This window comes from Streptomyces sp. Je 1-369 (assembly GCF_026810505.1).
Taxonomy (GTDB): Bacteria; Actinomycetota; Actinomycetes; order Streptomycetales; family Streptomycetaceae; genus Streptomyces.
Map to the genome: position 1 here is coordinate 4816626 of NZ_CP101750.1, position 14473 is coordinate 4831098.

At 71.0% G+C, this 14473-nt stretch carries 12 protein-coding genes; 8 read left to right on the forward strand and 4 right to left on the reverse strand.

Features of this window, described 5'->3' with window-relative positions; all coding sequences use genetic code 11:
* Window positions 1–43: 43 nt before the first annotated feature.
* Together acs and NOO62_RS22055 are read right to left on the reverse strand one after the other, a co-directional pair.
* A complete protein-coding gene (gene acs / locus NOO62_RS22050) occupies window positions 44–2002 on the reverse strand; it encodes an acetate--CoA ligase (RefSeq protein ID WP_268772615.1) in 1959 nt (652 codons plus the stop codon).
* A 157-nt stretch (window positions 2003–2159) separates the two neighbouring features.
* Window positions 2160–4550, reverse strand: coding sequence for a bifunctional SulP family inorganic anion transporter/carbonic anhydrase (locus tag NOO62_RS22055; RefSeq protein ID WP_268772616.1), 2391 nt, complete (start codon window positions 4548–4550; stop codon window positions 2160–2162).
* A gap of 296 nt (window positions 4551–4846) precedes the next feature.
* Between NOO62_RS22055 and NOO62_RS22060 the strand changes: the two genes are divergently transcribed.
* Window positions 4847–6118 (forward strand): hypothetical protein, encoded by a 1272-nt coding sequence (locus tag NOO62_RS22060; protein WP_268772617.1) that lies wholly within the window; start codon window positions 4847–4849, stop codon window positions 6116–6118.
* Window positions 6119–6153: 35 nt separating this feature from the next.
* On the opposite strand, the gene NOO62_RS22065 is transcribed toward NOO62_RS22060, so the two are convergent.
* On the reverse strand, window positions 6154–7134 hold the full coding sequence (locus NOO62_RS22065) for an ATP-binding protein (protein WP_268772618.1): 981 nt from the start codon (window positions 7132–7134) through the stop codon (window positions 6154–6156).
* Window positions 7135–7235: 101 nt separating this feature from the next.
* On the opposite strand from NOO62_RS22065, the gene NOO62_RS22070 reads away from it, so the two are divergent.
* The gene (locus NOO62_RS22070; protein WP_268772619.1) at window positions 7236–8051 is read left to right on the forward strand and encodes a Fic family protein; all 816 of its coding nucleotides are present in this window, start codon (window positions 7236–7238) and stop codon (window positions 8049–8051) included.
* A 421-nt stretch (window positions 8052–8472) separates the two neighbouring features.
* On the opposite strand, the gene NOO62_RS22075 is transcribed toward NOO62_RS22070, so the two are convergent.
* A complete protein-coding gene (locus NOO62_RS22075) occupies window positions 8473–9297 on the reverse strand; it encodes an HAD family hydrolase (RefSeq protein WP_268772620.1) in 825 nt (274 codons plus the stop codon).
* Window positions 9298–9858: 561 nt separating this feature from the next.
* Here NOO62_RS22075 and ssd point away from each other — a divergent pair.
* From ssd to NOO62_RS22105, 6 genes are all read left to right on the forward strand, one after another.
* Window positions 9859–10941: a septum site-determining protein Ssd gene (gene ssd / locus NOO62_RS22080; protein ID WP_268772621.1), complete on the forward strand. Its 1083-nt coding sequence runs from the start codon at window positions 9859–9861 to the stop codon at window positions 10939–10941.
* A complete protein-coding gene (locus tag NOO62_RS22085; protein ID WP_268772622.1) occupies window positions 10938–12107 on the forward strand; it encodes a TadA family conjugal transfer-associated ATPase in 1170 nt (389 codons plus the stop codon). The genes ssd and NOO62_RS22085 overlap by 4 nt, the downstream gene beginning before the upstream one ends.
* A complete protein-coding gene (locus NOO62_RS22090) occupies window positions 12104–12976 on the forward strand; it encodes a type II secretion system F family protein (RefSeq protein ID WP_414930866.1) in 873 nt (290 codons plus the stop codon). The genes NOO62_RS22085 and NOO62_RS22090 overlap by 4 nt, the downstream gene beginning before the upstream one ends.
* A 239-nt stretch (window positions 12977–13215) precedes the next feature.
* Window positions 13216–13758 (forward strand): type II secretion system F family protein, encoded by a 543-nt coding sequence (locus tag NOO62_RS22095; RefSeq protein WP_321170593.1) that lies wholly within the window; start codon window positions 13216–13218, stop codon window positions 13756–13758.
* 161 nt (window positions 13759–13919) lie between these two features.
* A complete protein-coding gene (locus NOO62_RS22100; protein WP_244177928.1) occupies window positions 13920–14057 on the forward strand; it encodes a DUF4244 domain-containing protein in 138 nt (45 codons plus the stop codon).
* Window positions 14044–14460, forward strand: coding sequence for a TadE family type IV pilus minor pilin (locus tag NOO62_RS22105; RefSeq protein WP_268772625.1), 417 nt, complete (start codon window positions 14044–14046; stop codon window positions 14458–14460). The genes NOO62_RS22100 and NOO62_RS22105 overlap by 14 nt, the downstream gene beginning before the upstream one ends.
* Window positions 14461–14473: the final 13 nt, after the last annotated feature.

The window sequence follows — 14473 nt, forward strand, 5'->3', positions numbered from 1 at the left end:
CCCGGCGCGCTTGGCGCCGGGTGCCCTTTCCGTACAGAGGGCCCTAGTCCTCGCTGGGAGCGGCCGGAAGCTTCGTCTGGATGAGGTCCATCACGGACGAGTCGGTGAGCGTGGTGACATCACCGAGCTCCCGGTTCTCCGCGACGTCCCGCAGCAGACGGCGCATGATCTTGCCGGACCGGGTCTTCGGCAGCTCGGCCACCGGCAGGACCCGCTTCGGCTTGGCGATCGGACCGAGCGTGGCGCCCACGTGGTTGCGCAGGTCCGCGACGAGCCCCTCGTCCTCGGCGCTCGCCGTGCCGCGCAGGATCACGAACGCCACGATGGCCTGCCCCGTGGTCTCGTCCGCCGCGCCCACGACCGCCGCCTCGGCGACCGCCGGGTGCGAGACGAGCGCCGACTCGACCTCCGTGGTGGAGATGTTGTGCCCGGAGACGAGCATCACGTCGTCCACGCGGCCGAGCAGCCAGATGTCGCCGTCCTCGTCCTTCTTGGCACCGTCACCGGCGAAGTACTTGCCCTCGAAACGCGACCAGTACGTGTCGATGAACCGCTGGTCGTCGCCCCAGATGGTGCGCAGCATCGAGGGCCACGGCTCGGTCAGGACCAGGTAACCGCCGCCGCCGTCCGGCACCTCGTTCGCCTCGTCGTCGACGACGGTGGCGGAGATGCCCGGCAGGGCGCGCTGGGCGCTGCCCGGCTTGGTCTCGGTCGCGCCCGGCAGCGGCGAGATCATCATCGCGCCGGTCTCGGTCTGCCACCAGGTGTCCACGATGGGACAGCGGTCGCCGCCGATGTTCTTGCGGTACCAGATCCACGCCTCGGGGTTGATCGGCTCACCGACCGACCCGAGCACCCGCAGGCTGCTCAGGTCGAACTTCGCGGGGATGTCGTCGCCCCACTTCATGAAGGTGCGGATGGCCGTGGGCGCGGTGTAGAGGATCGTGACCCCGTACTTCTGGACGATCTCCCAGAAGCGGCCCTGGTGCGGGGTGTCGGGGGTGCCCTCGTACATCACCTGCGTCGCGCCGTTCGCCAGCGGTCCGTACGTGATGTACGAGTGGCCGGTGACCCAGCCGATGTCGGCCGTGCACCAGTAGACGTCGGTCTCCGGCTTGAGGTCGAAGACGGCGTGGTGGGTGTACGCGGCCTGCGTCAGGTAGCCACCGGAGGTGTGCAGGATGCCCTTCGGCTTACCCGTGGTGCCCGAGGTGTAGAGGATGAAGAGCGGGTGCTCCGCGTCGAAGGCCTCGGGAGTGTGCTCGGCGGACTGCTTTCGCGTGATCTCGTGCCACCACACGTCGCGGCCCTCGGTCCACGCCACGTCCTGCTGGGTGCGCTGTACGACGAGGACGTGCCGGACGCCCTCGACGCGGCTCACGGCCTCGTCCACGGCGGGCTTGAGCGCGGAGGGCTTGCCCCGGCGGTACCCGCCGTCGGAGGTGATGACGACCTTGGCGTCGGCGTCCTCGATGCGCTTGGCGATCGCGTCGGCGGAGAAGCCGCCGAAGACCACGGAGTGGGCGGCGCCGATGCGGGCGCAGGCCAGCATCGCGACGACTGCCTCGGGGATCATCGGCAGATAGACGGCTACGCGGTCGCCCTTCCGGACGCCCAGCTCGGTCAGCGCGTTGGCTGCCCGGCTGACCTCGTCCTTCAGCTCGGCGTAGGTGATGGCCCGGCTGTCGCCGGGCTCACCCTCGAAGTGGATCGCGACGCGGTCGCCGTTGCCGGCCTCCACGTGGCGGTCGACGCAGTTGTACGCGACGTTGAGCTTCCCGTCGGCGAACCACTTGGCGAACGGCGGGTTCGACCAGTCGAGCGTCTCGGTCGGCTCCGTGGCCCAGGTCAGCCGACGGGCCTGCTCGGCCCAGAAGCCGAGCCGGTCAGCCTTGGCCTGTTCGTACGCCTCCGCCGTGACGTTGGCGGCGGCAGCCAGCTCCGCCGGCGGCGCGAAGCGACGCTCCTCCTTCAAGAGGTTGGCCAGGCTTTCATTGCTCACGACATCTCCCTTGCGCTGCTTTGCCGGGGGCGACCGTTGTGTCCGAAGCCACAGCTCATCAGACACAACCCGTGGTGACAAGGGCCTGCCGAAAATTGGTTTAGACCTTTACTCGTGCGTTTCCCGGCCGGTCACGCGGAGGGGGCACTCGGCGGGGTCACCCGGAGGGCGTCCGCTCGACTTCGGCCTGTGCTGTGGGCGCCACCTGGTCGAAGACCTCGTCGGGAAGCGGCTCGGCACCGCTGCCCTCCGTCAGCAGATAGGACTGTGCCTCACCGACGTGGAAGTACATACCGTGCAGCTCAAGATCACCTTCGGCAAGTCGGCGCGCCACCGACTCGTGCGCCCTCAAGTGCTCCAGTTGCTGTACGACATTGGTGAGGCAGAGCTGCTCGACCGCGTCGGCGGGCGCGCGCCCGGCGAGACGCGCCCACGCCCTGTCCTGTGCGCCCATGCGCTCCAGGCTCGGCAGGCCGTGCCGCAGCCACCGCTTCAGCGGGGTCTGGGCGCCGCCCGGCGGTGTGTTGAGCAGCGCCTGCATGGCACCGCATCCGGAGTGCCCGCACACGGTGATGGACCGCACCTCGAGCACATCCACCGCGTACTCGATCGCGGCGCCCACCGAGTCGTCCCCGCTCTCGGCGCCCGGCAGCGGCACCAGGTTGCCCACATTGCGGACGACGAAGAGGTCACCGGGACCGCTCGACGTGATCATCGAGGTGACGACGCGGGAGTCCGCGCAGGTCAGAAAGAGCTGTGCGGGCTGCTGTCCCTCACGCGCGAGCCGGGCCAGCTCGCCCCGCACATGAGGTGCCGTGTTCCGCTGGAAGGCGCTGATCCCGCTGGCGAGTTGGTGCCCGCTGGGCCGACGCCCCTCCTGTCCCTCCTGACGCTCCTCCTGCGGCCGGTCGCAGTGGTGATTGCGCCATGGGGCCCACGGCCTGCAACAGGAGTGGGACGCGCCCACCAGCTCCCGGCTCCCCGGTCCTGAACCCCCGGCGGGCACGGAGATACGAGTCCCGGCGCGGCCGGTGACCTCGACACTGCCGCCGTGCGCGGTGTGCGCGTCCTGCCAGCACTGCAGCGATTCGTACGCGGCATGGTCCATGAAAGATCCGTCCAACTCCACGATCACGTCGGCCCCGTGGGGCACCTGGTGCAGTGCCTTGCTGAGTCTCGGCACCGCGAGGAACGTCAACTGCCCGCGCACCCGCACGTGATGGACACCGTCGTCCTCGCAGTGGGTGATGCGGGTGCGGGCGAGCCGGTGCAGGGAGACGCCCACGGCGACGGCGACGCCGAGAGCCACGCCTTCGAGGACACCGAGGAAGACCACGCCGAGGCTCGTGACGGCGTAGACGACGATCTCGCGGTGGCGGGTGATGGTGCGGATGTGGTTGAGGCTGACCATCTGGATGCCGACGACCATGACGAGCGCGGCAAGGGCGGCGAGGGGGATCAGCTCCAGGACGGGCACCAGGAGCAGCGCGGCGACTACTACCCAAACGCCGTGCAGCATCGTGGAGTTCCGGCTCACGGCGCCCGCCCGGATATTGGCCATGCTGCGCACGGCGACTCCGGCGACGGGTAGCCCGCCGAGCGCTCCGGACACGATGTTCGCCGCGCCCTGGCCGAGCAGCTCGCGGTCGAGGTCGGCGCGGCGCACGCCCGGGTGGAGGTCGGCCTGACCGGCGATGACCTTGTCGACGGCGACGGCGCCGAGCAGCGACTGCACGCTGCACACCAACGTGATGGTGAGCACGGCGGCGACGAGGCCGAGCGCGGGCCCTTCCGGCAGCCCGGCCAGCGCGTGGCTGCGCCAGGACGGCAGGTCGACCTCGTCGACCCGGAGTCCGGCGAGCGCGGAGACGGCCGTCGCGGCGGCGACGGAGATGAGGGCCGCGGGCATGACGCGGGTGAAGCGCCCCGCACGGCCGGGAATCCGTGGCCAGAGCAGCAGGATCGCCAGGGTGAGCAGGCTGATCGCCAGGGCGGCCAGATGCAGGTCGGCCAGTTGGGCGGGGAGGGCCCGGAGGTTGTCGAGCACGGAGCTCTGCGGGGTGCCGCCGAGCACGATGTGCAGCTGGGCGACGGCGATGGTGACTCCGATGCCGGTCAGCATGCCGTGGACGACGGCGGGGCTGACGGCGAGCGCGGTGCGGGCCACGTGCAGGCAACCGAGGCCGAGTTGGGCGAGTCCGGCGAGGACGGTGATGGCGCAGGTGGTGCGCCAGCCGTACCGGTGGATGAGGTCGGCGGTGACGACGGTGAGGCCGGCGGCGGGGCCGCTGACCTGTAGTGGTGATCCGCCGAGCGCTCCGGCGAGGATGCCGCCGACGGCGGCGGCGACGAGGCCCGCCTGGAGCGGCGCTCCGGTGGCGAGGGCGATGCCCAGCGACAACGGCAGGGCGATCAGGAAGACGGCGACCGATGCGGAGAGGTCGGCACCGGCGATGCGGAACCTCTTGCCCGGTGGCGGGGCGTGGGGGTTGTTGGCGCGAGGCGTGTGAGCCGAGTCAGGGGTGCGGGTGGGGACGCAGGCAGACATGTTTCCCGTCTCCTCCGGGGCAGCGCGGTCGCGGGACAAGGGGTCCTCCGAAGATCTCTGGAGGGCATATCGCGGCCGTGGGTCACGGCGTGCAGCGGCGGGATTTCTCAACTCTCGGTAAACGGATCGTAATCCAGAGTAAAGGTCCGGGATGGATTTTCAGGGCAAATGGTGCAATCAGTCACCCTGATGAGTGAATAAAGAATTTAATCGGCTCGTCGGAACATTTGATTCCGGATGCCGTGCGACGTTCGGTCGGAATTGTCCCGACTTGCACGGAAGTAGGTGGGCGGAACATGGCCGCCACCCGGAGGATCACCGCGAGCCTGACCGCCCTCGTGGCGTGCGGAGCGGCACTGTCCGGCTGCGCCGACGGCAGCACCGGCGCGAAGGAAGGCACGCAGGGCCCGAAGAAGGGCGCCGGTGCCCACGCCCCCAAGAACGCCGTCCGGATGATCGGTGACGGCTCCACGGCCTTCACCGGCAAACAGCCGCACCTGCCCAGACCCGCCCGCCTGAAGCCGGGCCAGAAGCCCCCGCAGTTCGTCGTCTTCTCCTGGGACGGGGCGGGGGAGGACAGTCAGAAGCTGTTCTCACACTTCCGCAAGGTCGCCAAGCGCAACGACGCGACGATGACGTACTTCCTCAGCGGCGTGTACATGCTTCCCGAGGGGAAGCGGAAGCTCTACAAGCCGCCGCAGCACATGGCGGGCAGCTCGGACATCGGCTTCAACGACCGCAAGGGAATCAAGGACACCGTGGAGCAGCTCCGCGGCGCGTGGCTCGAAGGCAACGAGATCGGCACGCACTTCAACGGCCACTTCTGCGGCAAGGGCGGCGGCGTGGGCGAGTGGTCCGTCGCGGACTGGAAGGACGAGATCACCCAGGCAAAGTCCTTCGTGAAGGCCTGGAAGACCAACACCGGCGCGAAGAAGGCGCAGCCCCTGCCCTTCGACTACGACAAGGAACTGATCGGCGCCCGCACGCCCTGCCTCGAAGGCCGGAAGAATTTCATGCGTGCCGCCCGCGAGCTGGGCTTCCGCTACGACACGAGCGGCGTCAACAACCAGGCCTGGCCCAAGAAGAAGGAAGGGCTGTGGGACCTGTCGATGCAGCTCGTCCCGGTCCCCGGCCGCAAGTTCGAGACGCTGACCATGGACTACAACTTCATGGTCAACCAGTCCGGTTCGACCTCGCACGGCGACCCGTCCCAGCACGAGTACTGGGGCGACCAGATGCGTGACGGTCTGCTCCAGGGCTTCGAACGCGCCTACAAGGGCAACCGCGCGCCGCTGATCATCGGCAACCACTTCGAGTCCTGGAACGGCGGCACGTACATGCGCGCCATCGAGGAGACCATCGAGACGGTCTGCACCAAGCGCGACGTGCGCTGCGTCTCCTTCCGCCAGCTCGCGGACTGGCTCGACGCACAGGACCCGAAGGTGCTGGCGAGGCTGACCGGACTGCCGGTCGGCAAGGCGCCGAAGGGGGGCTGGTCGGCGTTCCTCTCCGCGCGGCCCGCACCGGCCCCCAAGGGCGTCCCGGGCGCTCCGGCGGACAAGCGGTAGCGCCCGGCGTCCCGGCCCGGGACCGACGTCTGGGCTCAGGCCGTGGCGGTCATGCGCTCACGGAGCACGAAGGCGGGGTCGACCTGGGCGGCCAGGTCGGCCCCCGTCCGCTCGTTGCCCCAACTCTGCGCGTTCTTCAGGTGGAAGTGGACCATCTGGCTTGTGTACCGCTCCCAGTCCCGGCGCTCGTACGAGGCGTCGACCGCATCCTGCAGCGCCCGCAGGGAGCGGCGGTTCTCCTCCTCCAGGAGCTCGAAGCGCGGCGGGCGCCCCTTCTCCATGGCGCGCACCCAGTCCGAGTGCCCGACGGTCACCAGGAGGTCGTCACCGACCTGCTCGCGCAGGAAGTCGATGTCGTCCTGGCCCTGCACCTTGTTGCCGACGACCGCGAGGCTCACGCCGAAGTCACGGGCGTACTCCTTGTACTGGCGGTAGACGGAGACCCCCTTCCTCGTCGGCTCGGCCACCAGGAACGTCATGTCGAAGCGGGTGAACATGCCGGAGGCGAAGGAGTCCGAGCCTGCGGTCATGTCCACGACCGCGTACTCGTCGCGGCCGTCGACGAGGTGGTTCAGGCAGAGCTCCACCGCTCCTGTCTTGGAGTGGTAGCAGGCGACACCGAGGTCGGCTTCGGTGAACGGCCCGGTGACCATCAAACGGACGGTGGCGTCGTCGAGTTCCACGGTTCGAGCGCACGCGTCGAACACGGGGTTGTCCTCGCGCACCCGCAGGAGCCGCGAGCCCTCGCCGGGGGGCGTCGTCTTGATCATCGTGTCCGCGGAGGCGATCCGCGGATTGGAGCCCCTCAGATAGTCCTTGATGAGCGGCAGGCGCGCGCCCAGGGCGGGCAGCTCGGCGGCCTCCGCCTCGTCGAGGCCCAGGGCGGGACCCAGATGCTGGTTGATGTCGGCGTCCACCGCGATGACGGGCGCGCCAGTACTGGCGAGGTGCCGGATGAAGAGCGAGGACAGCGTGGTCTTGCCGCTGCCGCCCTTCCCTACGAAAGCGATTTTCATAATCACGAAGCGTAGCGGTTTGCTCACCATGCGTGCGTCATGTGCGTGAAGAAGACCACTCCTTCGTGGAGCGCGGCCCGGAAGTACGTAGGGTCGTACTCATGAGTACGACAGCCGATCCGCTCGCGGCCCTCGGGGCCCTCCCCGGCGTGGCCGACTCCGTGGACTCCGTGCGCAGGGCCGTGGACCGGGTCTACGGACACCGGGTCATGCGGCGCCGCAGCAACGAGATCACCTCCGAGGCGGCACTGCGCGGCGCCCGGGGCTCCGCGGCGCTCTCCGGCGCCGACTGGGCGCTCGAAGAGGTGCGCCGGCGCACCGACTTCAGCGGCGACGGCGAGGAGCGCACGGTCGGCGCGGCCTTGCGGCTCACCGCGGAGGCGGGGCAGCTCCTGTCCATCTGGCGGCAGTCTCCTTTGCGGGTCCTCGCGCGTCTGCACCTGGTCGGCGCGGCCGACTCCACGGAGGGCGCGGGCCGCCCGCGGCTCGCCGGCGAGCCCGTCGACGAACCGTTGGTCGAGCTTCCCGTGCCGGACGCGGACGAGGTGGCGGGCCGCCTGGAGGGTCTCTCGCAGCTGATCATCGCGGGCAGCGAGGCGCCTGCGCTGGTGACGGCGGCCGTCGTCCACGGCGAACTGGTCAGCCTCCGCCCCTTCGGCTCGCACAACGGCCTGGTGGCGCGCGCGGCCGAACGCATCGTCCTGGTGGGCAGCGGCCTCGACCCGAAGTCGGTCTGCCCTGCCGAGGCGGGGTACGCAGAGCTGGGGCGGGCGGCCTACGTGGCGGCGCTCGACGGCTACGCGTCCGGCAGGCCCGAGGGTATGGCGGCCTGGATCGCCCATTGCGGGAAGGCGGTCGAGCTGGGCGTCAGGGAGTCGACGGCGGTCTGCGAGGCGCTGCAGCGCGGCGCGGCGTAGGGGGCCCGAAAAGGGTTGCGGCGGTCCCGGAGAGGGGTGCGGCGGTCCCGAACAGGGTTGCGGCGGTACGGAAGCCGTACCGCCGCTGGCATGTTCACCGGGTTACCAAGCGTCCTCGAAGTGTTGCCCATCAGGTCGGGACGTTGCCCGTCACCTGGTGCGGCTGGCCCGTAATCGACGGGTCGACGTCGCGTGGGTGCTCGGTGTTCATGCTTCGGTCCGTGGGGCCTTTACTGCGTTTGAAGGTGATCCTCTCGGATGTCCTTGGTCTCGCGGGCCGTTGACTCCTTTGTACTCCTGTCCTGGGGTAAGCGGAAGTCCTGGCCGCACTTCTTTACTTTTGGGTTCAAATAGGAGCGAAGCGGACAGTTCGTGTCGGAGGCATGACGGCCCGGCCGCGAAGGGGCCCGTGGGGGTTCGGTCAGCCCGCGACCGCGCGGCGTCGGCTGGCGAACCAGACGAGACCCGCCGTGGCCGCGGCGGCCCCGACCGCGGCGGCTGCGACGAGCGCGGGCCGGGGCGGCGCGGGAAGGCGCTGCTTCAGGCGCACCGGACGGTTGAAGTCGAGGATCGGCCACGCGCGCGTGAGGGCCTCCCGGCGCAGCGCGCGGTCCGGGTTGACCGCGAAGGGGTGTCCGACCGACTCCAGCATCGGCACATCGGTCGCCGAGTCGCTGTAGGCGTAGCAGCGGTCGAGGTCGTACCCCTCCGACCGCGCGAGCTCCTTGACCGCCTCCGCCTTGGTGGGGCCGTACGCGTAGTACTCCACCTCGCCCGTGAAGCAGCCGTCGTCCCCGACCACCATGCGGGTCGCCACCACGCGGTCCGCGCCGAGGAGCTCCCCGATGGGCTCGACGACCTCGGCGCCCGACGTGGAGACGATGACGACGTCGCGGCCCGCGGTGTGGTGCTCCTCGATCAGGGACGCCGCCTCGTCGTAGATGATCGGGTCGATCAGGTCGTGCAGCGTCTCGGCCACGATCTCCTTGACCTGTTCCACGTTCCAGCCGCGGCACAGCGCGGACAGATATGAACGCATCCGTTCCATCTGGTCGTGGTCGGCTCCGCCCGCGAGGAACACGAACTGCGCGTACGCGGTGCGCAGTACTGCTCTGCGGTTGATCAGGCCGCCTTGGTAGAACGACTTGCTGAAGGTGAGAGTGCTCGACTTCGCAATGACCGTCTTGTCCAGGTCAAAGAACGCGGCAGTGCGGGGAAGGGAGTGGTTTTCCACGAGGCCGAGCATAGGCGCCCACCATTCGGCGTAAGCTGAGGCGCGTGGGTTTGCCTGAGAAGGCTCTCGGGTACACCATGGAAGTCACGGATCGTTCGCGACCGTGCTAACCCGGTCTGGCTCCTCCCCCCCCGAGTCGGACCGTGGGGACGACCCCCGCTCTCCCCCCCGGCGGGGGTCGTCGCATGTCCGGATGGGTTTTTGAACCCTCCGTCGATCCTCTTCCGGCCCTTGAGCCGTTCTCGTTGCCTTCTCGACCGCGCGTCGCCCTGCCCAAGGTTCGTCACTGTGTGTAGTCACAGGGCTGCTCTGTGGAAGTCATGGTGATGGCCGTGGGATGTCACCGGTATGGGTGAGCGGGTTATTCACAAGCACCGTCTTGTCCACAGTTATTGACCAAGATCCACACGCTTTCCAGCGCCGCTGCACGCTGATTCCGCCCGTTCCACTCGCGAAGTTCATGGCCGGATTGCTTTGCCAGGTTCTTCGCGGGTGACGAGCGCGGCATTAACAGGAGTCATGTGCCAAGAGGGGGACGGGATCGTGGGTGGAGTCATTTCAAGTGCCGTGGCCATGCAGGCCGATGGCCGACAGGGCGGACCGCTGATCGTCACGGAGGACGTGGAGTTGCTGGATGACCTGCTGCGGCTGTGTGCCGCGGCGGGGGCGCTGCCGGAGGTGCATCACGGAGGGCCCGAGCGGCGGGGGAGCTGGGACGCGGCACCGCTCGTTCTGGTCGGGGACGACGCGGCGGACCGGGTGCGCGGGGCCGTGCGACGGCGTGGAGTCGTCTTGGTTGGGCGGGATCAGGACGATCCCGGAGTCTGGCAGCGGGCCGTGGAGATCGGCGCCGACCACGTGCTGGTCCTGCCGGACGGCGAGCAGTGGCTCGTGGACCGCATCGCCGATGTGGCCGAGGGCGTGCGGCGCCCCGCGCTCACCGTCGGGGTCCTCGGCGGCCGTGGAGGCGCCGGCGCCTCCACTCTGGCCTGTGCCCTCGCGGTCACGGCGGCCCGTGAAGGGCGGCGCACGATGCTCGTCGACGCGGACCCACTGGGCGGCGGCCTGGACGTCGTCCTCGGCGCGGAGGACGCCGAAGGGCTCCGCTGGCCGGCCTTCGCCGCCTCGCGGGGCAGGGTCGGAGGCGGCGCGCTGGAGGAGTCGCTGCCCCACATGCACGCGCTGCGGGTCCTGAGCTGGGACCGGGGAGAGACCGTCGCGGTCGCCCCCGAAGCCGTGCGGGCGGTCGTCGCGGCGGCTCGCAGGCGGGGCGGCGCGGTGGTCGTGGACCTGCCGCGCCGGATGGACGAGGCCGTCGCGGAGGCCATGGCGCAGGTGGACCTGGGGCTGCTCGTGGTGCCCGCGGAGCTGCGCGCCGTCGCGGGGGCCCGCCGGGTGGCTGCGGCCGCGGGCATGGCGCTGCGGGATCTGCGGGTGGTGGTGGCGCGAGGTCCGGCACCGGGCGGGCTCGACTCGGAGGAGGTCGCGGGGCTCCTCGGCCTGCCGCTGGCCGGGGAAGTGCCCTGGGAGGCGGGCCTGGCGGCCCAGCAGGCCTCGGGGACGCCACCGGGAGGCGTGGCACGCGGGCCGCTCGCGCGGTTCTGCGCTGCCTTCTGGGGCCGACTGCCGGTCGACGCCGTGGGAGGGGGCGTATGAGCGCGGTCGTGGGGGCCCGGATGCTGGACGGGGTGCGGCAGTGGCTCGCGGAGAGCGGGACGGAGCCGACCCCCGCCCGGGTCGCCGAAGCGCTGCGGGCCCAGGGCCGGGTGCTCGGCGACACGGAGATCCTCGGGGCGGCGGAACAACTGCGCTCGGAGCTGGTCGGGGCGGGTCCTCTGGAACCGCTGCTCTCGGACGCCTCCGTGACCGACGTGCTGGTCTCCGCGCCCGACCGGGTGTGGGTGGACCGGGGCGGCGGCCTGGAGCTCACGGACGTCACGTTCCGGGACGCCGCCGCACTCCGGCGGCTCGCGCAGCGCCTCGCAGCCGTGGCGGGCCGCCGCCTCGACGACGCGCGGCCCTGGGTGGACGCACGCCTGCCGGACGGCACCCGCCTGCACGCGGTCCTGCCACCAGTGGCGGTCGGCTCGACCTGCCTCTCCCTGCGGGTCGTGCGCCCCAAGGCCTTCACCCTCGCGGAGTTGGCTGCGGCGGGGACGATCCCGCCGGACGGCGAGCCGATCCTGCGGGCCTTGCTCGACGCCCGCCTGTCCTTCCTGATCAGCGGCGGCACCGGCACCGGCAAGACGACCCTGCTGAGCACGCTGCTGAGCCTGGTGGGCCCGAAGGAGCGGATCGTGCTCGCCGAGGACTCGGCGGAGCTGAAACCCGACCACCCGCACGTGGTGCGCCTGGAAACCAGGCCCGCGAACCAGGAAGGAGCAGGCTCCGTCGGCCTGGACGACCTGGTGCGCCAGGCCCTGCGGATGCGCCCGGACCGCCTGGTCGTGGGCGAGGTCCGGGGCGCGGAGGTCGTGCATCTGCTGGCGGCGCTGAACACGGGGCACGAGGGCGGGTGCGGCACGGTGCATGCCAACGCGGCCGGAGACGTACCGGCACGCCTGGAAGCCCTGGGCACGACCGCGGGCCTCGACCGGGCCGCCCTGCACAGCCAGTTGGCGGCCGCCCTGTCGGTGGTGATCCATCTCGTACGCGACCGGGCGGGCCGCCGCCGCATGGCCGAGGTGCACGTCCTGGAGCGAGCCGCGTCGGGTCTGGTGGTGACGGTACCGGCACTGCGATGGGGCGAGCGGGCCTTCACCCGGGAGCAGGGCTGGAACCGCCTGAACACCCTCCTCACAGGCGGGGGTGAGGATCGATGACCACGGCGATGGGTGCATGGACAGCGGCGCTGACGATGTGCGCGGGTGTCGCGGCCTGGCTGCTGACCCGACGGGATCACGCGTCACGGCGCCTCCGGAAACTCCTGCCACCCCACGCCGCACAACCACCCGCAACTCCGCGTCGGCAACGACTGGTCGAAACAGCCCGTGGCCGCTTGCGTCCCGAATGGTGGTGCGTGGCGGCCGGGGCGGTGGTGGCGCTGCTGGGGGAGTCGGTGGTGCCGCTGGCCTTGGGTGTGGCCGGGGTGCCGCTGGCGGCGGGCGTGCGGAGGGCCAGGGCCGCGCGCCGGGAACGTGAGCGACGCGAGGTCGCGGTGATCGCGCTGCTCGGGGAGGTGGGGGCCGAGGTGCGGGCGGGACGCCAGCCCGGAGATGCGCTGCGCCTGACACTCCACGACCCTGTCGACGCCGGGGTGGGCACCGGCGCCGCCCGGAGTGCGGTGCTGGCCGCGACACGGTTCGGCGGCGACGTGCCGGGTGCGCTGCGCTCGGCGGCCCGGGAGCCGGGCGCCGAGGGCCTCCTGGGGTTGGCGGCGTGCTGGCGGGTCGCCGTGGACCGGGGCGCGGGCCTCGCCGCCGGTCTGGAACGCCTGGAGGCCGCACTGCGCTCAGAACGCGACCAACGCGCCGACCTGCGAGCCCAACTGGCAGGCGCCCGGTCAACGGCCGTGATGCTGGCCGCCCTCCCGCTGCTGGGCCTGCTGATGGGCAGCGCGCTGGGAGCACAGCCGCTGCGGGTGCTGCTCCACACCGGCCCCGGGTTGGCGTGTCTCGCCGTGGGCGGAGTCCTGGAGGGCGTCGGCGTGTGGTGGGCGCTGCGCATCGTGCGAGGGGCGGAGGAACGGTGAACGTTGTCCACAGGCTGGGGGTGATCGTGTGGGTTGCCGCAGCCGTGCTGTGGCTCACGCTGACGGCGCTGGCCGCGCGAAAGGAGAGGGCGCAGAGGAGGCGGGTGGACAGGGCGTTGCCCGAGACGCGGCCGTCGAAGACCGGAGTCCGGAAAGCGCGCTTGAACGGCTGGGCTGTACAACGCGATTGGCTGCTACCGGCCGGAACGGCGAGTGCGGTCTACGTGCTGGCGGGTGGCGTGTTGGGGGTTCTGGCCGCGGCGGCGGTAGGACACCTGGCCTGGCGCCGCATTCGCCAGAAGCGCGAAGGTTCCGAGGGCCGGCATCACGACACGGAGGAGGCGGCCCGTCAACTCCCCCTGGCGGCTGACCTCTTAGCGGCGTGCATCGCGTCCGGAGCGAGTCCGACGGCAGCGGCGCAGGCGGTGGGGGAGTCCTTGCAGGGTCCGGTCGGCGTACGGCTGTCCCGAGGCGCGGCAGAGGTACGGCTGGGCGGCGAACCTTCGGACGCGTGGCGCCAGTTGAGTGCGATACCGGGTGCCGCCCCACTGGCCCGCCTCCTGGCGCGCGCGGGCGAATCCGGCGCACCGGCGGCGGACCCGGTGGCCCGCCTGGCCGCGGACGCCAGGGCGGACCGCGCCCGAGCGTCGACGGCCGCAGCACGCAAGGCGGCGGTCCTGATGACGGCCCCGGTCGGCCTGTGCTTCCTGCCCGCCTTCGTGGCGGTCGGGGTGCTGCCGGTGGTGATGGGACTGGCGGAGGGGTTGTTGAGCGCGGGCTGAGGACCGAAGGCGCCGAACACGAAACACGAACAGGGACCTGAAGAAACATTTTCGAGCACGTCATGACGGAGGTTGAAATGCGGGGGCGGATGATGCGGTGGACGTGTGGTCTGAGGCGAAGGGCGCGGTCGTCGCGGGGGTCGCTGGGGCCAGATGCCGGGATGGTGACATCCGAGTACGCCATGGGCTTGATCGCGGCGGTGGGTTTCGCCGGCTTGCTCTACAAGGTGGTGACGAGCGGACAGGTCAAGGCGGCGCTGCAGGCGCTGGTGGAGAAGGCGCTCGATGTCCCGTTCTGAGGGCGGGCGGCAGCGGTGCCTCGCCCGGCTTCGGGCGCGCCTACCCGGCCTCTCGGACCGGGGGTTCGTGACGGCGGAGGCGGCCGTGGTGCTGCCGACGCTGGTGCTCTTCACGATGGCGTTGATCTGGACGCTGCTGGCGGCCTCCGCGCAGATCCAGTGCGTGGACGCCGCCAGGGCCGGGGCGCGGGCGGCGGCCCGTCAGGACCCCGATGAGGCGGCCGTGGCAGCGGCCCGGCAGGCGGCGCCGCGCGGGGCGAACGTATCCGTGCGACGTGAGGCCGACCTCGTGCGGGTCGAGGTGGTGGCGGACGCCCCGGGCCCGGAGGTGCTGGGGCTGGGTCTGCGCCTGCGTTCCGAAGCGGTGGCGTTGGCGGAGGAGAGCGTGGGGGCGGCCGTATGAGAGTCGATACGTG

What these genes read in the sequence shown, in the direction of transcription:
- NOO62_RS22055 (WP_268772616.1), bottom strand. Translation starts at nt 4,550, where the DNA reads ATGTCTGCCTGCGTCCCCACCCGCACCCCTGACTCGGCTCACACGCCT.
- NOO62_RS22060 (WP_268772617.1), top strand. Translation starts at nt 4,847, where the DNA reads ATGGCCGCCACCCGGAGGATCACCGCGAGCCTGACCGCCCTCGTGGCG.
- NOO62_RS22065 (WP_268772618.1), bottom strand. Translation starts at nt 7,134, where the DNA reads ATGAAAATCGCTTTCGTAGGGAAGGGCGGCAGCGGCAAGACCACGCTG.
- NOO62_RS22070 (WP_268772619.1), top strand. Translation starts at nt 7,236, where the DNA reads ATGAGTACGACAGCCGATCCGCTCGCGGCCCTCGGGGCCCTCCCCGGC.
- NOO62_RS22075 (WP_268772620.1), bottom strand. Translation starts at nt 9,297, where the DNA reads ATGCTCGGCCTCGTGGAAAACCACTCCCTTCCCCGCACTGCCGCGTTC.
- ssd (WP_268772621.1), top strand. Translation starts at nt 9,859, where the DNA reads ATGCAGGCCGATGGCCGACAGGGCGGACCGCTGATCGTCACGGAGGAC.
- NOO62_RS22085 (WP_268772622.1), top strand. Translation starts at nt 10,938, where the DNA reads ATGAGCGCGGTCGTGGGGGCCCGGATGCTGGACGGGGTGCGGCAGTGG.
- NOO62_RS22090 (WP_414930866.1), top strand. Translation starts at nt 12,104, where the DNA reads ATGACCACGGCGATGGGTGCATGGACAGCGGCGCTGACGATGTGCGCG.
- NOO62_RS22100 (WP_244177928.1), top strand. Translation starts at nt 13,920, where the DNA reads ATGGTGACATCCGAGTACGCCATGGGCTTGATCGCGGCGGTGGGTTTC.
- NOO62_RS22105 (WP_268772625.1), top strand. Translation starts at nt 14,044, where the DNA reads ATGTCCCGTTCTGAGGGCGGGCGGCAGCGGTGCCTCGCCCGGCTTCGG.